Source organism: Natrinema halophilum, from assembly GCF_013402815.2.
Taxonomy (GTDB): Archaea; Halobacteriota; Halobacteria; order Halobacteriales; family Natrialbaceae; genus Natrinema; species Natrinema halophilum.
Genome location: NZ_CP058601.1, coordinates 4,191,143 through 4,207,851, shown reverse-complemented (window position 1 = coordinate 4,207,851; position 16,709 = coordinate 4,191,143). Strand labels below are relative to the sequence as shown.

9 protein-coding genes are annotated in these 16,709 nt (G+C 60.3%); 6 read left to right on the top strand and 3 right to left on the bottom strand.

Going from position 1 to position 16,709, the window contains the following annotated elements; genetic code table 11:
* Positions 1–180 precede the first annotated feature (180 nt).
* Positions 181–1,938 carry an archaeosine synthase subunit alpha gene (gene arcS, locus HYG82_RS41005; protein WP_179264001.1) on the bottom strand — a complete coding sequence of 586 codons (1,758 nt, stop codon included), beginning with the start codon at positions 1,936–1,938 and terminating at the stop codon, positions 181–183.
* Between the two features lie 180 nt (positions 1,939–2,118).
* On the opposite strand from arcS, the gene HYG82_RS41000 reads away from it, so the two are divergent.
* Positions 2,119–4,116: a hypothetical protein gene (locus HYG82_RS41000; RefSeq protein WP_179263999.1), complete on the top strand. Its 1,998-nt coding sequence runs from the start codon at positions 2,119–2,121 to the stop codon at positions 4,114–4,116.
* A 1,078-nt stretch (positions 4,117–5,194) separates the two neighbouring features.
* On the opposite strand, the gene HYG82_RS40995 is transcribed toward HYG82_RS41000, so the two are convergent.
* On the bottom strand, positions 5,195–5,557 hold the full coding sequence (locus tag HYG82_RS40995) for a TRAM domain-containing protein (RefSeq protein WP_179263997.1): 363 nt from the start codon (positions 5,555–5,557) through the stop codon (positions 5,195–5,197).
* 1,172 nt (positions 5,558–6,729) lie between these two features.
* Here HYG82_RS40995 and HYG82_RS40990 point away from each other — a divergent pair.
* The 3 genes from HYG82_RS40990 (at position 6,730) to HYG82_RS40980 (ending at position 12,064) form a co-directional block, all read left to right on the top strand.
* Entirely contained in the window at positions 6,730–8,343 is a 1,614-nt protein-coding gene (locus HYG82_RS40990) for an outer membrane protein assembly factor BamB family protein (protein ID WP_179263995.1), read from the top strand.
* A gap of 181 nt (positions 8,344–8,524) precedes the next feature.
* Complete coding sequence (locus HYG82_RS40985) at positions 8,525–10,168, top strand: PQQ-binding-like beta-propeller repeat protein (protein WP_179263993.1); 1,644 nt, start codon at positions 8,525–8,527, stop codon at positions 10,166–10,168.
* Positions 10,169–10,393: 225 nt separating this feature from the next.
* Complete coding sequence (locus tag HYG82_RS40980; RefSeq protein WP_179263991.1) at positions 10,394–12,064, top strand: outer membrane protein assembly factor BamB family protein; 1,671 nt, start codon at positions 10,394–10,396, stop codon at positions 12,062–12,064.
* Between the two features lies 1 nt (position 12,065).
* Here the strand turns inward: HYG82_RS40980 and tgtA are convergent, their stop codons facing one another.
* Positions 12,066–13,541, bottom strand: a complete 1,476-nt coding sequence (gene tgtA, locus HYG82_RS40975) for a tRNA guanosine(15) transglycosylase TgtA (RefSeq protein WP_179263989.1) — start codon at positions 13,539–13,541, stop codon at positions 12,066–12,068.
* A 345-nt stretch (positions 13,542–13,886) separates the two neighbouring features.
* On the opposite strand from tgtA, the gene HYG82_RS40970 reads away from it, so the two are divergent.
* Both HYG82_RS40970 and HYG82_RS40965 read left to right on the top strand, forming a co-directional pair.
* Entirely contained in the window at positions 13,887–15,224 is a 1,338-nt protein-coding gene (locus tag HYG82_RS40970; protein WP_179263987.1) for a hypothetical protein, read from the top strand.
* Between the two features lie 174 nt (positions 15,225–15,398).
* On the top strand, positions 15,399–16,493 hold the full coding sequence (locus HYG82_RS40965) for an archaeosine biosynthesis radical SAM protein RaSEA (RefSeq protein WP_179263985.1): 1,095 nt from the start codon (positions 15,399–15,401) through the stop codon (positions 16,491–16,493).
* The last annotated feature ends 216 nt before the right edge of the window (positions 16,494–16,709 follow it).

Sequence of the window (16,709 nt, the reverse complement as noted above, 5' to 3'; positions counted from 1 at the left end):
CGACGAAACAAGATGTCCCCCTCGAAGTCCTGTCTCTTTCAGTGTCCCGAGTGTGAACGATTCGTCAATCGATTCGTAAACGGTTCCCGGTGTCCGTCCTGTCGAGAACGCGTCGTCGACGGCCGCGAAGCAGTACAGCCGTCGCGGTAGCGTCTCCGTCGGTCGTCGGTTTCCGTGTTCCTACCGCTCCTCCACATGGCGGATCTCACAGGCGATACCGCGCGTACTCTCGGACATTTCCCGGCCGAACATCTCTGCACGTCCGACTGCGAAGGCGTTCGGTCCCTCGACGACGACCTCGTCGCCGACGCGGATTTCCTCGTCGGCATCGACGACGCCCGGCGCGAGGACGCTACCGTGAGGAACGAACCCATCGATCTCGACGCGTTTGACCGGCGCATCACTCTCGAGCCACCGTCGAGCACCCGCGAGAGTGAACGAAAGGGTCCCGTATTGAGGAACCATCGTCGCGAGTTGGGTATCCGCGTCGTCACGGACCTGGATCTTTGGATACCGGCTGGTCGTCTTGATATCCTCGAAGAGGGCGTCGCCGGCGCCGTCGCCGAGCAGGTAGTCCGCGATGGCACGGACCGTATTGTGCTCTCGTTCCCGCTTGGAGTACTGCAATTCGCCCGAGAGGGACTCGGCGAGGTTCGCAAGCGACGTGTCGTCGGTCGGATGTCCACCCTCGGGAACCGTGTACGTGATTTCGAGTTCGAGTCGTTCTTCGACGCGTTCGACGATGTCTCGGTAGCCCTCGTCGGGGACGTGTGCGATTACGTCCGGGTACTCGTTGCGCTCGAGGTAGCGTTGCAGCACCTCGCTTACGAATTGCTTCTCGTCTTCGGACCAGCGGCCCGTCACCACCGTATCGTAGTGTTGAGCGGGGTAGGTCGTCTCGAGTTCCTGGGGAACGACGCCGATGGGGCTGGTCATGGAGACGAGGTGGGCGCGCCACTGAATGGCGTCGTGGAACTGGCGGTGGCTCTGGGACTCGCTGTAGGGTTTGGCCGCAGAACAGGGGACCAGCACGAGCGGGTTCTTGAACCGGTTTCGGTAGCGCGTCGTCACCCGGTCGGCAAAGCGCTGTATTTCCACTCGGCGGAGGGTGTCCTCGGTCGCGGCGCTGATTTCGGCATCGCGAAGGATGGGCGTCCGTTCCTCGAGGTAGCCCCACTGGGAATCGAGCTCTCGCATTGCAGCGGTGAGCCACTGGTCGTGGCGGGTCTGTCCTTCGACGTAATCCCGAAGGCGGCCGTCGCGAATGCGCCGACGGACGATCGCCAGTTCTGCTGCGAGGGCGTTGGTGTTGTGGTCGGCGCAGTCCTCGCGGGTAAACTCGTCGCGGGGCTGCTGGCACGCCGGGCACGAACAGGGAAGTTCGTCGAGATCCTCGAGAAAGTACGCATCGTCGGCCGTCAGATACCGGCCTTCCGTTCCCCTGACGACGGCTGCGGTCTCGTCGAACAGGTCCACGCCCGCGTAGGCCAACAGCGCGACGTTTCGTGGCGTCGCGACTCCGGAGAGGAGCAACGCCGTGTCTGCTGGAATCGCTTCGCGAACGGTTACGATTGCTTCGACGAGTGCCTCGCCGTGGCCCATCACTGACTGGACGTCCGAAAGTGCGTACGCGTCGGTGCCGTGGTCTTCGGCGTGCTCGCTCGAGACGACGGCGACGCTGGGATAATCGACGTCGGGGTAGTCGACGGCGAACGAGTCCTGAACTTCGTCTGCGGTGCCGCCGGGAAACGCTCGGTGAGGGAGCACGGTGAGGTGTGACTCGTCACCGGCCGGCATTTCACGGTCGCCGCTCCAGAGCGAGCCCGCGTCCTCGAGGACGCCGTCGGCGAGCGCAGGGGTCGAAATTGGCGAAGACAGGCGAAGTTCGCCCACGCGCGCTGCCCCGTCGCGCTCGTGTACTTCGAAGAAGTCGGTCATACTCGATATGACCGGGGCGAGCGAAAGAGGCTGTCGATCGGAAGCGACACCTTCCGAAACGAATACCGACTACCGACCATCGTTGGAGTGGTTGGCCATTACTAGTGCTATCTTTTTGATTTTTACCGTTAGGTATTTATGAAGATAAAACTTTATAATCTATCAGCTGAACTACAAACCATGGTGCCAAAAATAGATACAAAGATACGAACGAAAGACGGAGTACGGGCGTTCCTTGCCGTCTTTCTGGTAGCTACCGTTGCAGTTGCAACGATGGGATTGCCGCTTCTCTACGGTGGGGTGACGACGACTGCAGAAGCTGCAGAGCCGACCGCAGACGTCGAATCGTACGACAGCATTTCGCAGGCCGAATCGAGCCTCGGCGCTGCTGACGACATCTATCTGAAAGACGACGGGAGTGCCGTTCTCCATTACAAAGACGATAGTTCCGACCTCAACAAATTCGACCTCGGGGTGGACGTCAGCGAAGGACTCGTCCACATGCTGGTCGTCGACGACACCGATAACCAGAACGCGGAGTACGAGGAAGCGAGCTTCTCCGCGGTCCTCGACCAGAGCGGGCTCTCCGGAGACGGCTCGATGATCATGCAAAAGCCCGACGACCTCAAAGACCTCAACGCCGAGGTTTCCGGCGAAGTTTCCAGCGAGGCGAATACGTTCGATGCGTCCGCAACGGGAACGTTCGAAAGCCAGGCCGCGACTGCTGGGACGGTCAGCACGAACGGCCACGTCACTGCTACCCCGGATCGCCTCGAGACGAGCGGATCCGTCTCCGTCGAGGGTGGGATGGGTGCGGCCGCTTCGGGCACCTACATGGACGTTTCCCTCGAAGATACGAACAGCGGGTACACCTTGGACATGACCCAGGAGCAACTCGTCTCCGAGTGGAGCGCCAGTCAGTGGGAAACCCGTGAAAAAGCCAAGCAGACCCTCCAGCAGCAGTACGCAAGCGTCGCAACGGGGCTTGGCGGATCGAGTGAAGTCACGATTTCCAACTACAACTTCGTCGAACAATCCAACGGCCAATACAAGCTCACACTCGAGTTCACGGTCGAGTACTCCGGAATCGACAACGGTATCGAACAGCAACTCGCGAGCCAACTCGCGAGCGATCCGTCGACCGATCTGAGTCGGTCCGAAGCAACCGAAATCGCGTCTACCGTCACCGACCTCGAGATCGAGACGCTCGAGTTCACGCTCGACGGAAGTGGTGGATCGATGGACGCCGATTGGACCATCGCCATCGCGAACTACGATGAACTGTCGCTCGCGATGATCGATATGATAGAAGCGAGTTCCGCCAGTGGGGAGATACCGCAGGAGGACATCGAGAGCGCAAGAACGGCAATTGAGGCCCAGCAGGCGGCCGACCTCACGTGGAAACTCGAGTGGGACGGGTCGATCGAACAGACGTCGAATCAGGAGATGAAACTCGACGCCTCGATCTCGAGCAACACCGAAAACTGGGGCGCCTACATCGATAAACTCGAATCTGAGGGCGTCGAACCGCCGAAAGACGTCACGTTCGAGATGTCCGCGAAAACGGACGGGGACGAACTCGCGCTCGATGCGCAGTTCGATCTCGAGGCCAAAGACTTGGCAACGCAGGCGGTCAACGCGTGGGCCAAGTCGGTTCAGAGCAGTTCGACCACGATGTCCTCGGACGCCGATCAGTTCGTTCAGGCGCTGGCCGAGTCCGAACTCGAAGTCGCTCGCGTCGACGCGAATCTCGGTGACGGAACCGTTCGTATCGAAGGCGGCGCACGATTCAAGGACATGAGCAAGCTCACGGATACCGTCAGCAACTCCATGTCCATCAGCGGTGTCGCGTCAGAAACGAACGATGGCAGCGCATCGGTGTACGTCTACGTCGACGATATGGGCGACGTCGACACCGCGTCGGCGACGAAATCGGACATCGAGCATCTCGACGTGGTCGGCTCGAAGACGACCGTCCACGCGGCCGGCGAGTGGGACGAGGAATTCCCGCCGGTCAAAACCGACGAGATGCAAAATTACCTGAAGACCGATTCGAACGACGGAGATGACAAGGACGACAAAAACGGCGGCGACAGCATCCCCGGCTTCGGAATGGGAGTTGGACTCGCGGCGATCGCAGGTCTGCTGACGACGTTCGTCCTCCGACTCCGCGAATAACGGCGTCGGCGCTGACGAACCGACTCGGTATCGATTTTTCATTTTCACCCTATCTGAACGATCAGTTCGTGGCGGCTGACGCTGAGATCAGAATAATCGCGAAGTCCCATCGGGAACCCCAACAGTCGTGTCCGGCGGCGCCTGGTCGACGGCTTCTTGAACGGTGTCCGTACCGTCACCGACGACTATCGACGTCGGCCAGTCGGAAAGTGACGACGCGTTTTCTACTCGTTCGCCCGCCAGTCACTAGCGGTCGTCGACGCGGGCGCGGGCGACTGCCGTGTCGTCGCGCTCGAACGAGCGACCGAGGATGGATTCCCACGACTGAACGGTGCCGCCGTACTCCTCGGTAAACGCCGTCGCCTCCCCGCGGTCGCAAACGGAACGACCGTGTCCCCGGTCGGCGTCTGGGCGTCGCTACCAACGACGAACCGCGCCCTTTCTGCGTCGGTCCATCCGGGGACCGCTCGGGCAACGGATAGCCATCGTCCGTCAGCTCGATTCCGACGTCGCCGTAGTCCGAGACGTAGATAGTGAGCCGATAGCCGAACCGCTGGTCGTGGACCGGCTGGCGCTGATCTTCGACGAACGTTTCGACCCCGGAATAACCGACGACGGACTCATACTGCGAACAGAATACCCGGGCGCGCGGGAGTTCGTCAGCTTCGTCGAGTGCGTACTCGTCCACGAGGGAGAGGCCGGCGGAAACCGCGTCGGTGAACGCGACGGGTCGGATGCTGTCGAACCGACATCGGCGACGATTGGACCACCAGCACCGATCGCAGCCGCGACGAGAATCCCAGAAAGATGGTGCTACAAAACGATCGATCACGACCGCTATAGTAGTCGTTGAACGTCATTGCACATCTCGCTCGCGAATTCCCGGCCAGCGAGCGCTCGCTGGGCGCCCCAGCGCAAGCGGTGGGTGAATCGTTTCAACGACTGCTATAGTTCAGGTCTGGCGAAAATACGACGAGTGGTCCACCCATCTAACTGGCCTGCACGATCTACCTGACTCCCCGCGCAGGGTCGGCCTCACATCCGTGTGGTTTCGTCGGCTCCGTAAGTTCCGACACGTCTACGCAGCCTCGAGATATCGCGCCGTCGCCGACGTGTGACCGCGGTTGAACGAAAGAATCGAGATTCGAATCGGGTCGGTCACCTCGCAGTCGTCGGGAACGTCTTCGACGAAGACGACGAATCCCTCGACTTTTCCGACCGCTCGTCGTTCGCCGGAGTGATGGTCGGTAAACTCGCTGATGGCGACCGTCACAGTGTCGCCGATATCGACCGGCGGCTCGCGTTTCTGTGCTGCCTCGTGGCGGTCCTTCGATCGGCGCTCGCCTGCCGATCGATTTCGGCCGCGAGCCCGTTTGAACAATACGGAGCCGATTACGAGGACCAGAAGTCCACCCGCGCCGAGTACTACTGGGCCAGCCATACCGAAATCGGTTCCGCCCGGGTCTTTGGTGTTGCGATACTGACCATCGGCTTCCGCTTCGATATCGAATCCACGTGTTGGGGGCTCCTTGCCGAACGTGGCGAAGCCAGGATGCGACTGTTGGGTTGAGACGAGGTATCAACGAATGGTGTCGCTACCGCCACTGCCGGGACTGCACGCTCAACGTCGCCCTCCAATCTGAATCGACCGGATGGATAGACCGTCGGCCGCGCCGCTCCGAAGAACGCGAACCACAGCAAGGATGGCCTCGATATCGATCCGGACGCACTCGGAACGGGCTGGATGAACGAAGAACCCAGAAAAGAAGCCCACAGCCGCATTGCTGGTACGGACGGCACTGAATATGGCCCGTATTCGGCAAGCGATGCAAGCGGTGTCGGCCCACTCCTCGTACACGACGTGGGTAGATCGACGGAGAGGGACACTGTTCACGCCAGAGTTGCCAGATATTCTCTCGTTGTCCGGCTTTCGAGTCGTACCAAGCATCGATGCGATCTATGTCATCGGCTCTGACGGCCGAATTGCTTCGCCACGTAACGCACCGGATGAAACTGACACCGACGGCGATGGTGCCTGCAACTGTGATGAAGACCACAAATGGAGTCCCGATTCCAGATCCGATACGGATAAGCGCGACGCAAGATAGTGGAGGCGATGGCGGCACCGATGCCGACGATTTCGATGGCGCTTCTAAAGGAGACGCCGACGGTGAAAGCGGTAGTATCGATCCTTCTGATACTGACACGAGTGCTGCAGACTCCACTGACGCCGGTTCGAACGGGCCGATACTGACGAGAGCGGGAACGGCCCGGTTGACCCCGAGACCGATTCGAGCATAGCGGAATCCGACACCAATGTGCAGAAAGACTTCCGGCTTCGGGTGGCCGTCGGACTCGCAAGCACCGTCGATGGCGCGGTGCGTGTAACTCGCCGTCTCGGCAGAAGTGACGATCCGACAGAGCGTGACTGAGAATAGACGCACGTATTGTCATTTTTGCCAAATTCGAAGCGTTGGGCACCATGCAAGTGCCGCGACGAATCCGTCTATCTCCGAGGAAACCGGTACCGACGACGTATCGCAACCCACAGCGTGTTAATTGTAAAACTATACCATCCGTAAGTAAAAGAGGGGCGCTACTTCACATCGGTGTATGTCTGAATACAAGCGGCGCGACGTTCTGAAGACGAGTACGGGTGCAGTACTCATCGCTGGTGGGAGTGCGGTAGGAAGCGGGACTGTCACTGGCGCTGAGACGGACAGCGATTTCCTGTCTCTTCCGGAGACGGGTCAACCCGAGGGGTGGACATCGTACCAGGGGAATTCGAAGAATGCGAGTTACATCGAGAATGGCCATGAATTCGATGGCAATGCACTCGAAACAGTGTGGGTGAACGATCAATCGTATACGAGGCCGACCTTCAAAAACTCTCAGATAGCCACAACAGACGCCACCGTGTACACGGGGTACTCCGCAGGTAACGCCGAGGGTGTCGCCGCACTCAATGCCGACGATGGGTCGATCAAGTGGAAAAACGAGACCGTTGCTGGCACCGATCCAGCGGTGGACGATGAATCGGTCTTCGTCAGGAAGCCATACGGGATCGTTGCGCTGGATCGCTCGGACGGACAGATCAGCTGGGAGGTCACCTTCGACGAGAATCAGGGCCCTTCAGAAGATAATTTTCTTTGGTGGACACCCAAGTATGGGAAGGCAAGCGTCCCAAATGTGGCATATGGCGCCGTATACACGACGGTCAACGGCTCGCTGTATGCACTCGAGACCGATGATGGCACGGTTCGATGGCAAATCGAGCACGCAACGGAGGATCGGATCTTCGATACGACGCCGGCTGCAGCCAACGGATTGGTGTATGCATCAGCGGTCGGAGAGCTCCTCGCGCTCGATCCGACGACGGGTGAGATACAATGGAAACTAGACGAGGACTTTCAGGCGGAGGACAGTCTGAGTAGATCTGTCGAATCAGTGGCCGTCAGTTCAGCGACGTTCGCCTTGGATCGTCGTGTGGATCCAGTCGTCGGCCTCTACGACATCGAGACCCAAGAGGTGATCACGAGAGGAATCGACGGCGATCGAGTTGCTCATGGTGAAAACGTGTCCATCATCCGCCACTACAAGGGCGGGTTGACAGCGATTGATATAGAAAGCGGCGAAAAGCTGTGGAGGAATTCTAACGTGACGGCCCAACCGATCATCGTCGGGGATACCGTCTACACATATGAAAACGAAGAAATAATCGCCCTTTCGAAACACGATGGGACGAAACAGTGGACGTATACACCAGCTCTCCCGGACGACGACTCGAGGGATTTCCTCGACCTCGTCGTGAGCGGCGACATGATGTATCTGGTAGGAGACGGTGTAGTAGCAATGCGGGACATGTCGGACACCACTGGAAGCGAGAGTGGCGGTACCGGGAATGACGGTGCCGATGGTGCTGGCGACGGCACCGAATCTGGAGGGGCGGACACTGGCGACGGCACCGAATCTGAGAGTTCCGACACCCGAAACGGTACCGAGTCGGACGATTTCGAGTCTGAAACCCCTGCTGTCGACGATTCGAACGCCACTGAGACGAACGAGAGTACCGGGGGGACGAGCGACTCGAAGGCCGATTCGAGCGGGTCCGACGACGAAACGGAAAAGACACCCGGCTTCGGCGTCGTTGGCGGACTTGCCGGAACGGTCGGTGGCGCAGTACTCGCCGCCCGTCGCCTCGTCTCGAGTGACGACCTGCCGGAGTGACTGAGCGCCGACTCCGCGATACCGCCTCTGTTTTTTCTTTATCAAACGTTGTGTCTTACTCAATAGCCACAACGGCCGAAAGAGAGCTAACAGCGCCGATATCGCCAGCATGGAATGTGAGCGATTTCCACGGCACATTAACTCGAATATACGTAAAGAGTGACGACTTCAGGAGGGCTGTATGTCGGACTACAACCGTCGCGATGTGCTCGAGACGAGCATGGGTGTGGCACTCATGGCTGGTGGGATTCTGTCGGCCGGCGGGGCTGCCAGTGTCGGTGCAACGGGTACCGGTTCGAACTCCCTCCCGAAGACGGACAAACCGGCGGGCTGGATCTCTGCTAACGGTAGCGCGCGAAACGCGAACTACATCGCTGATGGGCCCGAATTCGGTGCGAACACGTTCGAATCTGTCTGGGAATACGACAAGGCGAGAAGCAGGCATCCCTATTTAGGCGGCGATCGGATCGCCGTTGCGGATGGCACTGTGTATTCCGGTGCGGCGACGATGGACAAGAGTGTCATTCATCGCGAGGGCATGGTTGCTCTCAGCACCGCCGACGGGTCGGTCGAGTGGAAGAACGAAACGGCGTTTGGCGATCCCACTGTGACCGAAGACACAGTCTATTGTGTGAGAGCCCAATCAGAGGCCCAGCTCCATGCGCTCGATCGAGCGGACGGGAGTCACAGGTGGACCGTTGACATCGGGAACGACAGACCGATTCAGTCGTCCCCGACAGTGGCTCACGGTGCAGTCTATCTGATCAGCGGGGAGACGGTGTACGCATTCGAAACCGACGACGGCTCGCTCCGGTGGTCCCGACAGTCCGACGAGTTGAACGTTCGCAGTTTCTGGGGGACACCGGCTGTGGCCAACGGTCTCGTTTTCATCTCGTCGGAGCAAGCCTTCGGGTTCGATCCGAAGACGGGAGACGTCGCATGGGAACTACCGTACGATGGAAGTGCCGCTCCGAGAGTCGCTGCGAGTTCCACCACGCTCGCAGTTGCGGGAACGAACACGACCTGGCTGTACGACATCGAGACGCAAGAGGAGATCGCAGCCGTTCCCGGATCGTCTTCGTTGGCTCTCGGTACGCAAGTCGCCGTCTGTATGCACGAGAATTACGAGGAGCACGGACTGTTTGCGGTCGATCTCGAGACCGGCGACAGGCTATGGGAGGTGCCGGAAGGGGGTGTCCAACCCGTGATCGTCGGCGAGACCGTTTACTTCCACGACGGAAGTTCAGGGAAACTCATCGCTTTCGACAAGTACGATGGGACAACAAAGTGGGAGTCCAAACTCGATCATGGATACATCCAACCGACACTCGTCGTCGGCACCGAAATGCTCTATCTTCTGGGCGGTGGACGGCTGACGGCATATCGGAACACGTCTACGACCCCTGACGACGGCGACGAGGATGACGATCAGCGCCGCGAGTCCGAATCCGACGCTAACGGGTCCGACGGTAGTGGTCCCGACGGCGGTACCAACAACGACGGCGAATCTGAGAGCACTGATGGAGAGGATGGTGATACTGCTGGAGACAGCGACGAGTCATCCGATACAGACACCAGCGGTGATACCGTCTCGAACGACACTGATTCAGCTCCCGGTACCGAACTGAACGGAACTGACGCCGACGAAAGCAACGGCAGTTCCGGAGACGCCGAAGAACCATCGAACGAGCCTGAAGACGACTCCGACAAAGCGGAGTCAACACCCGGCTTCGGCATCGTCGGCGGACTCGCCAGCACCGTCGGTGGCGCGGCGCTCGCCGCTCGTCGCCTCATCGCCAGCGACGAATCGGTGGATCGTGACTGACGTCGAAATTTAGCGCCAAAACCGAAAACGAACCGTTTCGTCGAGACAAGCGATTGTATCATTGCGCGGTCGCGGGCGGGCGGCGTCGCCGAAACCGGATATTTCCCCAAAAGCGGTGAAACAGCAATCTGAGGCGTTTCCAATGCCGTCCGCCGCGTATGTTGCTTGACGTGCAACCTCCTTAGATTGTGTGTATGAATAACCGCTGTTTCTGATCGTCAGTATATGTCGAGATGCAACCGGCGCGGCCTCCTGATAACGGGGGCTGGGGCAACTATCGCTGGCGGGGTACTCACCGGCGGCGATAGTGTCAGCGCCAGCTCAGGAGAACGGTGCGAGGATTCCGATGGGAGCGAGGATCCGAACGCACTCCCCGAGACGGATCGGCCGGCTGGCTGGATGTCGTATCGTGGTAACGAGGCGAATACGTCTTTCTTCGAAACGGGCGGCGAGTTCGACGGCGACACCCTCGAGGTCGCATGGACGGCCGACAGGGGAAGTGATACGGTTGCGGTTGCAGACGACACCATCTATATCGGAACCGGTGACGGCATCCATGCTCGAACCGTCACCGACGGCTCGGTCAAATGGGAATCGAATGACGTATGCGGTTCGTATCCGGTCGTGGCCGATGAAACGATCTACGCCGGCGGAGACGGCGAAATCGTCGCTCTCGACCCGAGCGACGGGAGTAGACGATGGCACAGAGACCTCGGAGCCGAGTTCATCTCCGCGCCGACGGTCGCCTACGGTGCTATCTACGTAACTGTGGATGGAACGCTGTACGCCCTCGAGACTGACGACGGTTCGAGCCGGTGGACGCGGGAACTGTACGAATGGACGGACAACACGGGGTCGTGCGACGAACCCCCGTTCCGAACGGCGGCAGCCAACGAACTCCTCTATTTTGCGGCGATCAAGATGTGCTTCGCGCTCGATCCGATGACGGGTGAAACGGTGGATCGGTTCGGGGGTGACGCCGCAGGTAACGTGCGGTCGGTCGCGGCGAATTCGAACGCAATCGCGATCGAATCAACCGCGTTCGGCGAAACGGACATTACCGTCTACGACTCCCGGACGAAGGAAGCCCTGTTTGATCGCAGTGGAACTCATTTCGCGCTCGGAGACGATATCGCCGTTATCACCGGCCAGAGCGGCGCGAAAGCAGTGGATATCGAGAGTTGCGAGACCCTGCACCAATGGTCAGGGGGCGGAACACGGCCTGTGATCGTCGGCGAGACGATCTACACGTATTTATCGTCCGACTCCGGAGCCGAGACGGAACCCGACTCCATAGTCGCTCTCGACAAGACTGATGGGACGGAAAAGTGGCGGTTCGACATGGATCGCACGGATCAGACCAGTCAGCTCGCCATTAGCGAGGAAACGATCTATCTGGTCGGTGATGAGACCGTGATGGCGATTCGAGAGACGTCACACGACGGCACCACCGACGACGGTACCTCAGATGACGACTCCGGAGACGGTTCGAAAGACTCCGACGGGTCCGATGGTTCCGGAGACGGCTCGAGCGATAGGGGCGGCTCTGGCGGCGATTCAGAGGATTCCGACGGGACGGGCGGTTCCGGAGACGATTCGAAAGACTCTGACGGCTCTGGCGATTCCGGAACCGATTCGAAAGAATCCGACGGAACAGGCGGGAACTCGAACGAAACAGAGGGTTCGGCTGACGATTCCGGTAACGACTCGGGCGGTGGTGCGAACCAGTCCGGGGCGCCATCCGAAACGGGATCGACGGGAAGCTTCTTCGGCGATGTGAATCCACTCGGTGCCATCACCGGTCTCGCCGTTATGGCCGGTGGTGCGGCCCTTGCCTCGCGTCGACTCATCACTAACGATAACCAGGGGGGCGACAAACGAGCGGACGATGAGTGACCTATTCAGCCAGGAGGTCGAGTAGTTGGACCGACTCGGGGACCGTCTCGAGGACTCCCGTCGGCCATCCTCGATGAGCGAGCGTAACCGACGCGTTCGGATTGGCCTCGACGAGTCGAGTGATGCCGGCGGCTGCGGCCTCGAGGGCCGCCCGATCCGTTCGTTTCGGGACCTCAGCGGTGAGGGGGTAGCTCTTCGAGAGGGCCCGTGGGAAGGGACCGAACGGGGGTTGGACTCGCCAGACCTCGTCGAACCCGTCGTCAGGTGCGGACCGATCGACGGTTAGCAACAGCGAATCGGGAACGGAGAGTCGCTCGAGGCGCTGGTGGTGACGCAGGATTTCCGGGCGACGTGCACTTTCGTGGGACGTGTAGAAAAACGAGCCCTTCGAGACGGGATCAGAGCGTTCGAGTTGGGCGGCGTGGTCGAGCAATGCGCGATACCCGTCGAGCATCGTCGGGTGAGCGCGGGCGCGTTGCTCGACGAGTTCGAGCAGATTGCCGGCGCGGATCGCCTGCTTGATCCGACGGATTTCGGCAAATGTGACGTGGAGGTTGTGGGCTGCGAGCTCCGTCTCGCGTTCGTTCGGGGGGAGCGACCGGAGCTCGTCAGGAGAGTGTTCGGTGCAGACGGCACAGGAACAGGGGAGGTACTCGATATCCTCGAGCGCTCGAGTGCCTCGCACGGTCAGGTAGCGGTCGTCGCGGGCGTACAGCGCGTAGGCCGCCGAATCGAACAGGTCACAGCCTATCGCGACCGCGAGCGCGAACATCATGGGATGGCCTGCGCCGAAGAGGTGGACAGGGGCGTCAGCACCCAGGCTGCGTTTGGCGGCGGCGACGACGTCGATCATATCGTCGTATCGGTAATCGTTCATCAGCGGGACGACCGCGCCGATCGGGAAGACGTCGAGGTCAGTTTCCTCGGCGTGGCTGCCGGCACGCTCGCGGAGGTCCGAGTAGGTCGATCCCTGGACGGGCGCGCTGATGAGCATCTCTCCCGTGTCGGCCGCGTCGGCGATCTCGAGGCGTTCCTGGGTCATCTCGAGTTCGGCTTCGGCGCGCTCGCGGGAGACGTCCGGCGGCGTCGGGATATCGACGGGGGTGGCGATGTCGGAGCCAATCTCGCGCTGGAAGGCGAGGATCTCCTCGGTCGTGACGTCGATTTCACCGTATTCTGATAACTGGAACGAACCCGAGTCGGTCATGATCGCGCCGGGGAAGTCGAGCATCTCGTGGAGACCCTGCTCTATGGCGCGTTCGCGGAGGGTATCGTCGCCGTGGATGATATAGGAGTTCGTGATGAGGATCTCGGCGCCAAATTCGTCAGCGAGGCGTCGAGGGCTGATAGTATCCAGGTTCGGGTTGATCACCGGGAGGAGCGCCGGGGTTTCGACGGTGACGCCGGCACGCGGGACGGCGAGATCACCGATCCGTCCGCCGGCGTCGGTGTCCCGTAGTTCGAAGCACTCGCGCATCGACCGTCTGTTGCAGTGTCCAACGTAAGTCTTGCGGGGTTTCGGCCGAGTGGCTAACTGAAGCCAGCTAAATTCGTCACGAAAAGCGGTTACGAGCGCCTTGGCGACCGTTTCGTGGCGATCTACGTCGGGAACTGGCAGCTGCAACCCAAATACCCGTCCCGGCGGAGTCGCGCTTCCTATTAGTCCATCGATCGTTCCTGACGAATAGCTAAACAGTAATCGAGAGCAAAACGATGAACTAGCGGTTAGCGCCTGCTGCGAGATTCTAACAGTAACTTTCTCGAGGCTAATTCCGTAACAGTCACCTCGTTTTAGTCTGTGATCGGTGGGAGCCGAAATCGCATGGTTTCACGACCGCAGACAGTCGGCACCGTCTTCGTCGCACTACTCGTCGCACTTTCGGGGGGTCCCGCCCTCGCCGGTGCGACCGTAGTCGCGGACGACGCCGGAGACATGGGCGAATCGGAGTCAGATTCTGGCACAACGCTCGAGAACGTACAGGTCGAGACACTCGAGATAGAGAACATCACGATCGAAAACGCGACGATCGAGGAGTTGAACGTCGAGCAGTTGGACGCTGACGTACAGGAACTGCAGGACGAACTCGGCGGTACCGCTACCGTCGACAACGAAAGCAACGCGACCGACGCTGATACCGCCACCGCTGGCGATAACGGAACCGCCGCCCGAAACGAATCCAACGCCAGCGATAACGTAACGCTCTCGAACGTTCAGTTCGAGTCTCTCGAGCTCGAAGGCGTCACGCTTGAGGACCTCGAACGCGGCGACGCGAACCAGTCCGCCAAGATAGGCGCGAACGAATCCGCCAGTCAGAACGAGACGAATCTCGGCGTCGGCGGCGACGGCAACGGTGTGGAAACCGACCACAGCACCGACGAAAACGACACTATGGCGAACGAAAGCGCCGGCGATCAGGGCCTGCTCGACGAGAACACGAGCGAGGTCACGATTCAGAACCTGACGATCGAGCGGATGACTGTCGAAGAGATGACGATCGAGGAGTTGACTGCCGGCGAGAACGCCGGTGACTCCGCATCGGCCAACGAAACCGCGTCGACGAACGATACGGCGACGAACGATACGGCGACGAACGATACCGAGATGACCGGAGGCGACGACCTCGAGTCGGCCGGCGACGAGAACGCGACGACCGAGAGTACCGACCTCGAGATGTCGGATGCGAGTAACGCGTCAGCCGAAAACGCGTCGGCGGAAAACGCGTCGCGGGAGATCGAGAACCTCACGATCCAAGCGTTCGACGTCAATACAGTGACGATCGAATCGATGTCCGTCGAGTCGGTCGAAGAAGGCACTGAGAGCGTCGGCATGGACGCGGATGGCAACGGAATGAACAACGAGACCACCGACGGTGACGACCTCGATAGCGCCGACGAAAATACGACGATGGGCGAGGACGACGCGACGATGACCGACGGGATGGCAAATGAGAGCGACGCGGGCTCTAATCGGACCATCTCGTCGCTCTCCGCATCGTCGATCACGATCGAGAACGCAACCGGTGACACGCTCACGCTCGCCGACGCAAGCGAACTCGAGGACATCGGAAGCGACGACGCGTCATCTGAAATGAACGAGAGCGGTGGTGAAGACGAAGCCAGTGCCGAGGGCGACGGCGTTGCCGGCGGAGCCGAAAACTAGCTCGCAACTCGACGTTCGAAGATACTTTTTTCAGAGCGCGCGAGCCGAGTCGAGGCAGCCGATACCCGTCTCTTCTTGTACGGGCCATCGATCGACCACCGACGGAAGCAGAGCGAACGCGAGGGTCGAGGGCAGACGAAGGCGCTTTACGCGCTGGTCCGCTTTCGTCCTCTAATGAGTAAACCCACGCCCGAAGTCTACGAGCAGGGCAAGGGCATGGACGCCCACAACCAGGCGATGCGTGAGATTCGCTCGCGCAAGGAGGCCAGTTACGATCCCCACGAGCCGACCCGCGTCTGGCTCGACGAGGACAATACCCCCGACGGCGTCAAGAAGAGCCTGACGATCATTCTCAACACCGGTGGCTGTCGCTGGGCACGCGCCGGCGGTTGTACCATGTGCGGCTACGTCGCCGAGAGCGTCGATGGCGGCTCCGTCCCTCACGACGCGCTCATGGACCAGATCGACGTCTGTCTCGAGCACGAAGCCGACAACGCAGACGAGCTAGCCGACCTGATCAAGATTTACACCTCCGGCTCGTTCCTCGACGAACGCGAGGTCGGCGCGGAAAGTCGCCGTGCGATCGCCGACACCTTCGCCGACCGCGAGCGCATGGTTGTCGAATCCCTTCCCGATTTCGTCGACCGAGAGAAAATTGGTGATTTCGCCCGGCACGGACTCGACACCGACGTCGCGATCGGCCTCGAGACGGCGACAGACCGCGTTCGCCACGACTGCGTGAACAAGTACTTCGATTTCGCGGACTTCGAGGCCGCCTGTGCGGAAGCCGCCGCCGCAGACTCGGAGAGCGACGCCGCGGCAGGGATCAAGGCCTACCTCCTGCTGAAGCCGCCCTTCCTCACCGAATCCGAATCCGTCGAGGACATGATTTCGTCGGTCGAACGGTGTGCAGCCGTCGAGGGCTGTCACACCGTCTCGATGAACCCGTGTAACGTCCAGCGCTACACGATGGTCGACGAACTCTACTTCAACGACGGCTACCGGCCGCCGTGGCTCTGGTCAGTTACCCACGTCCTCGAGGAGACGGCGGACGTCGACGCGATCGTTGTCTCGGATCCAGTTGGCCACGGCTCTGATCGAGGGCCCCACAACTGCGGGGACTGTGACGACCGCGTTCAGAAGGCGATCAAAGATTTCGACCTGCGGCAGGATCCGGCGGTCTTCGAGCAGGTTTCGTGCGAATGCGAACTGACCTGGGAGACCGTCAGAGATCGCGAACGGAGCTTCAATCAGCCGCTGACGCGATAACAGGCGCCGTATGGACAGTTCGACGAGTTGCCATTTCAAGCCACCGACCTACAGAACGGTGCAAGCGGCTGCTGTTTTGCTACGCAGGTGGGTATCGCGGTTCGGTTCGATTCGACCGAGACCCTGCCGATTGGTCGGGGCTGGCGAACCAACTGTTCGATTTCGAATCGGATTCGGACGGGACCGGTCGATAGAGCGTAACTCAACACGTTCGAT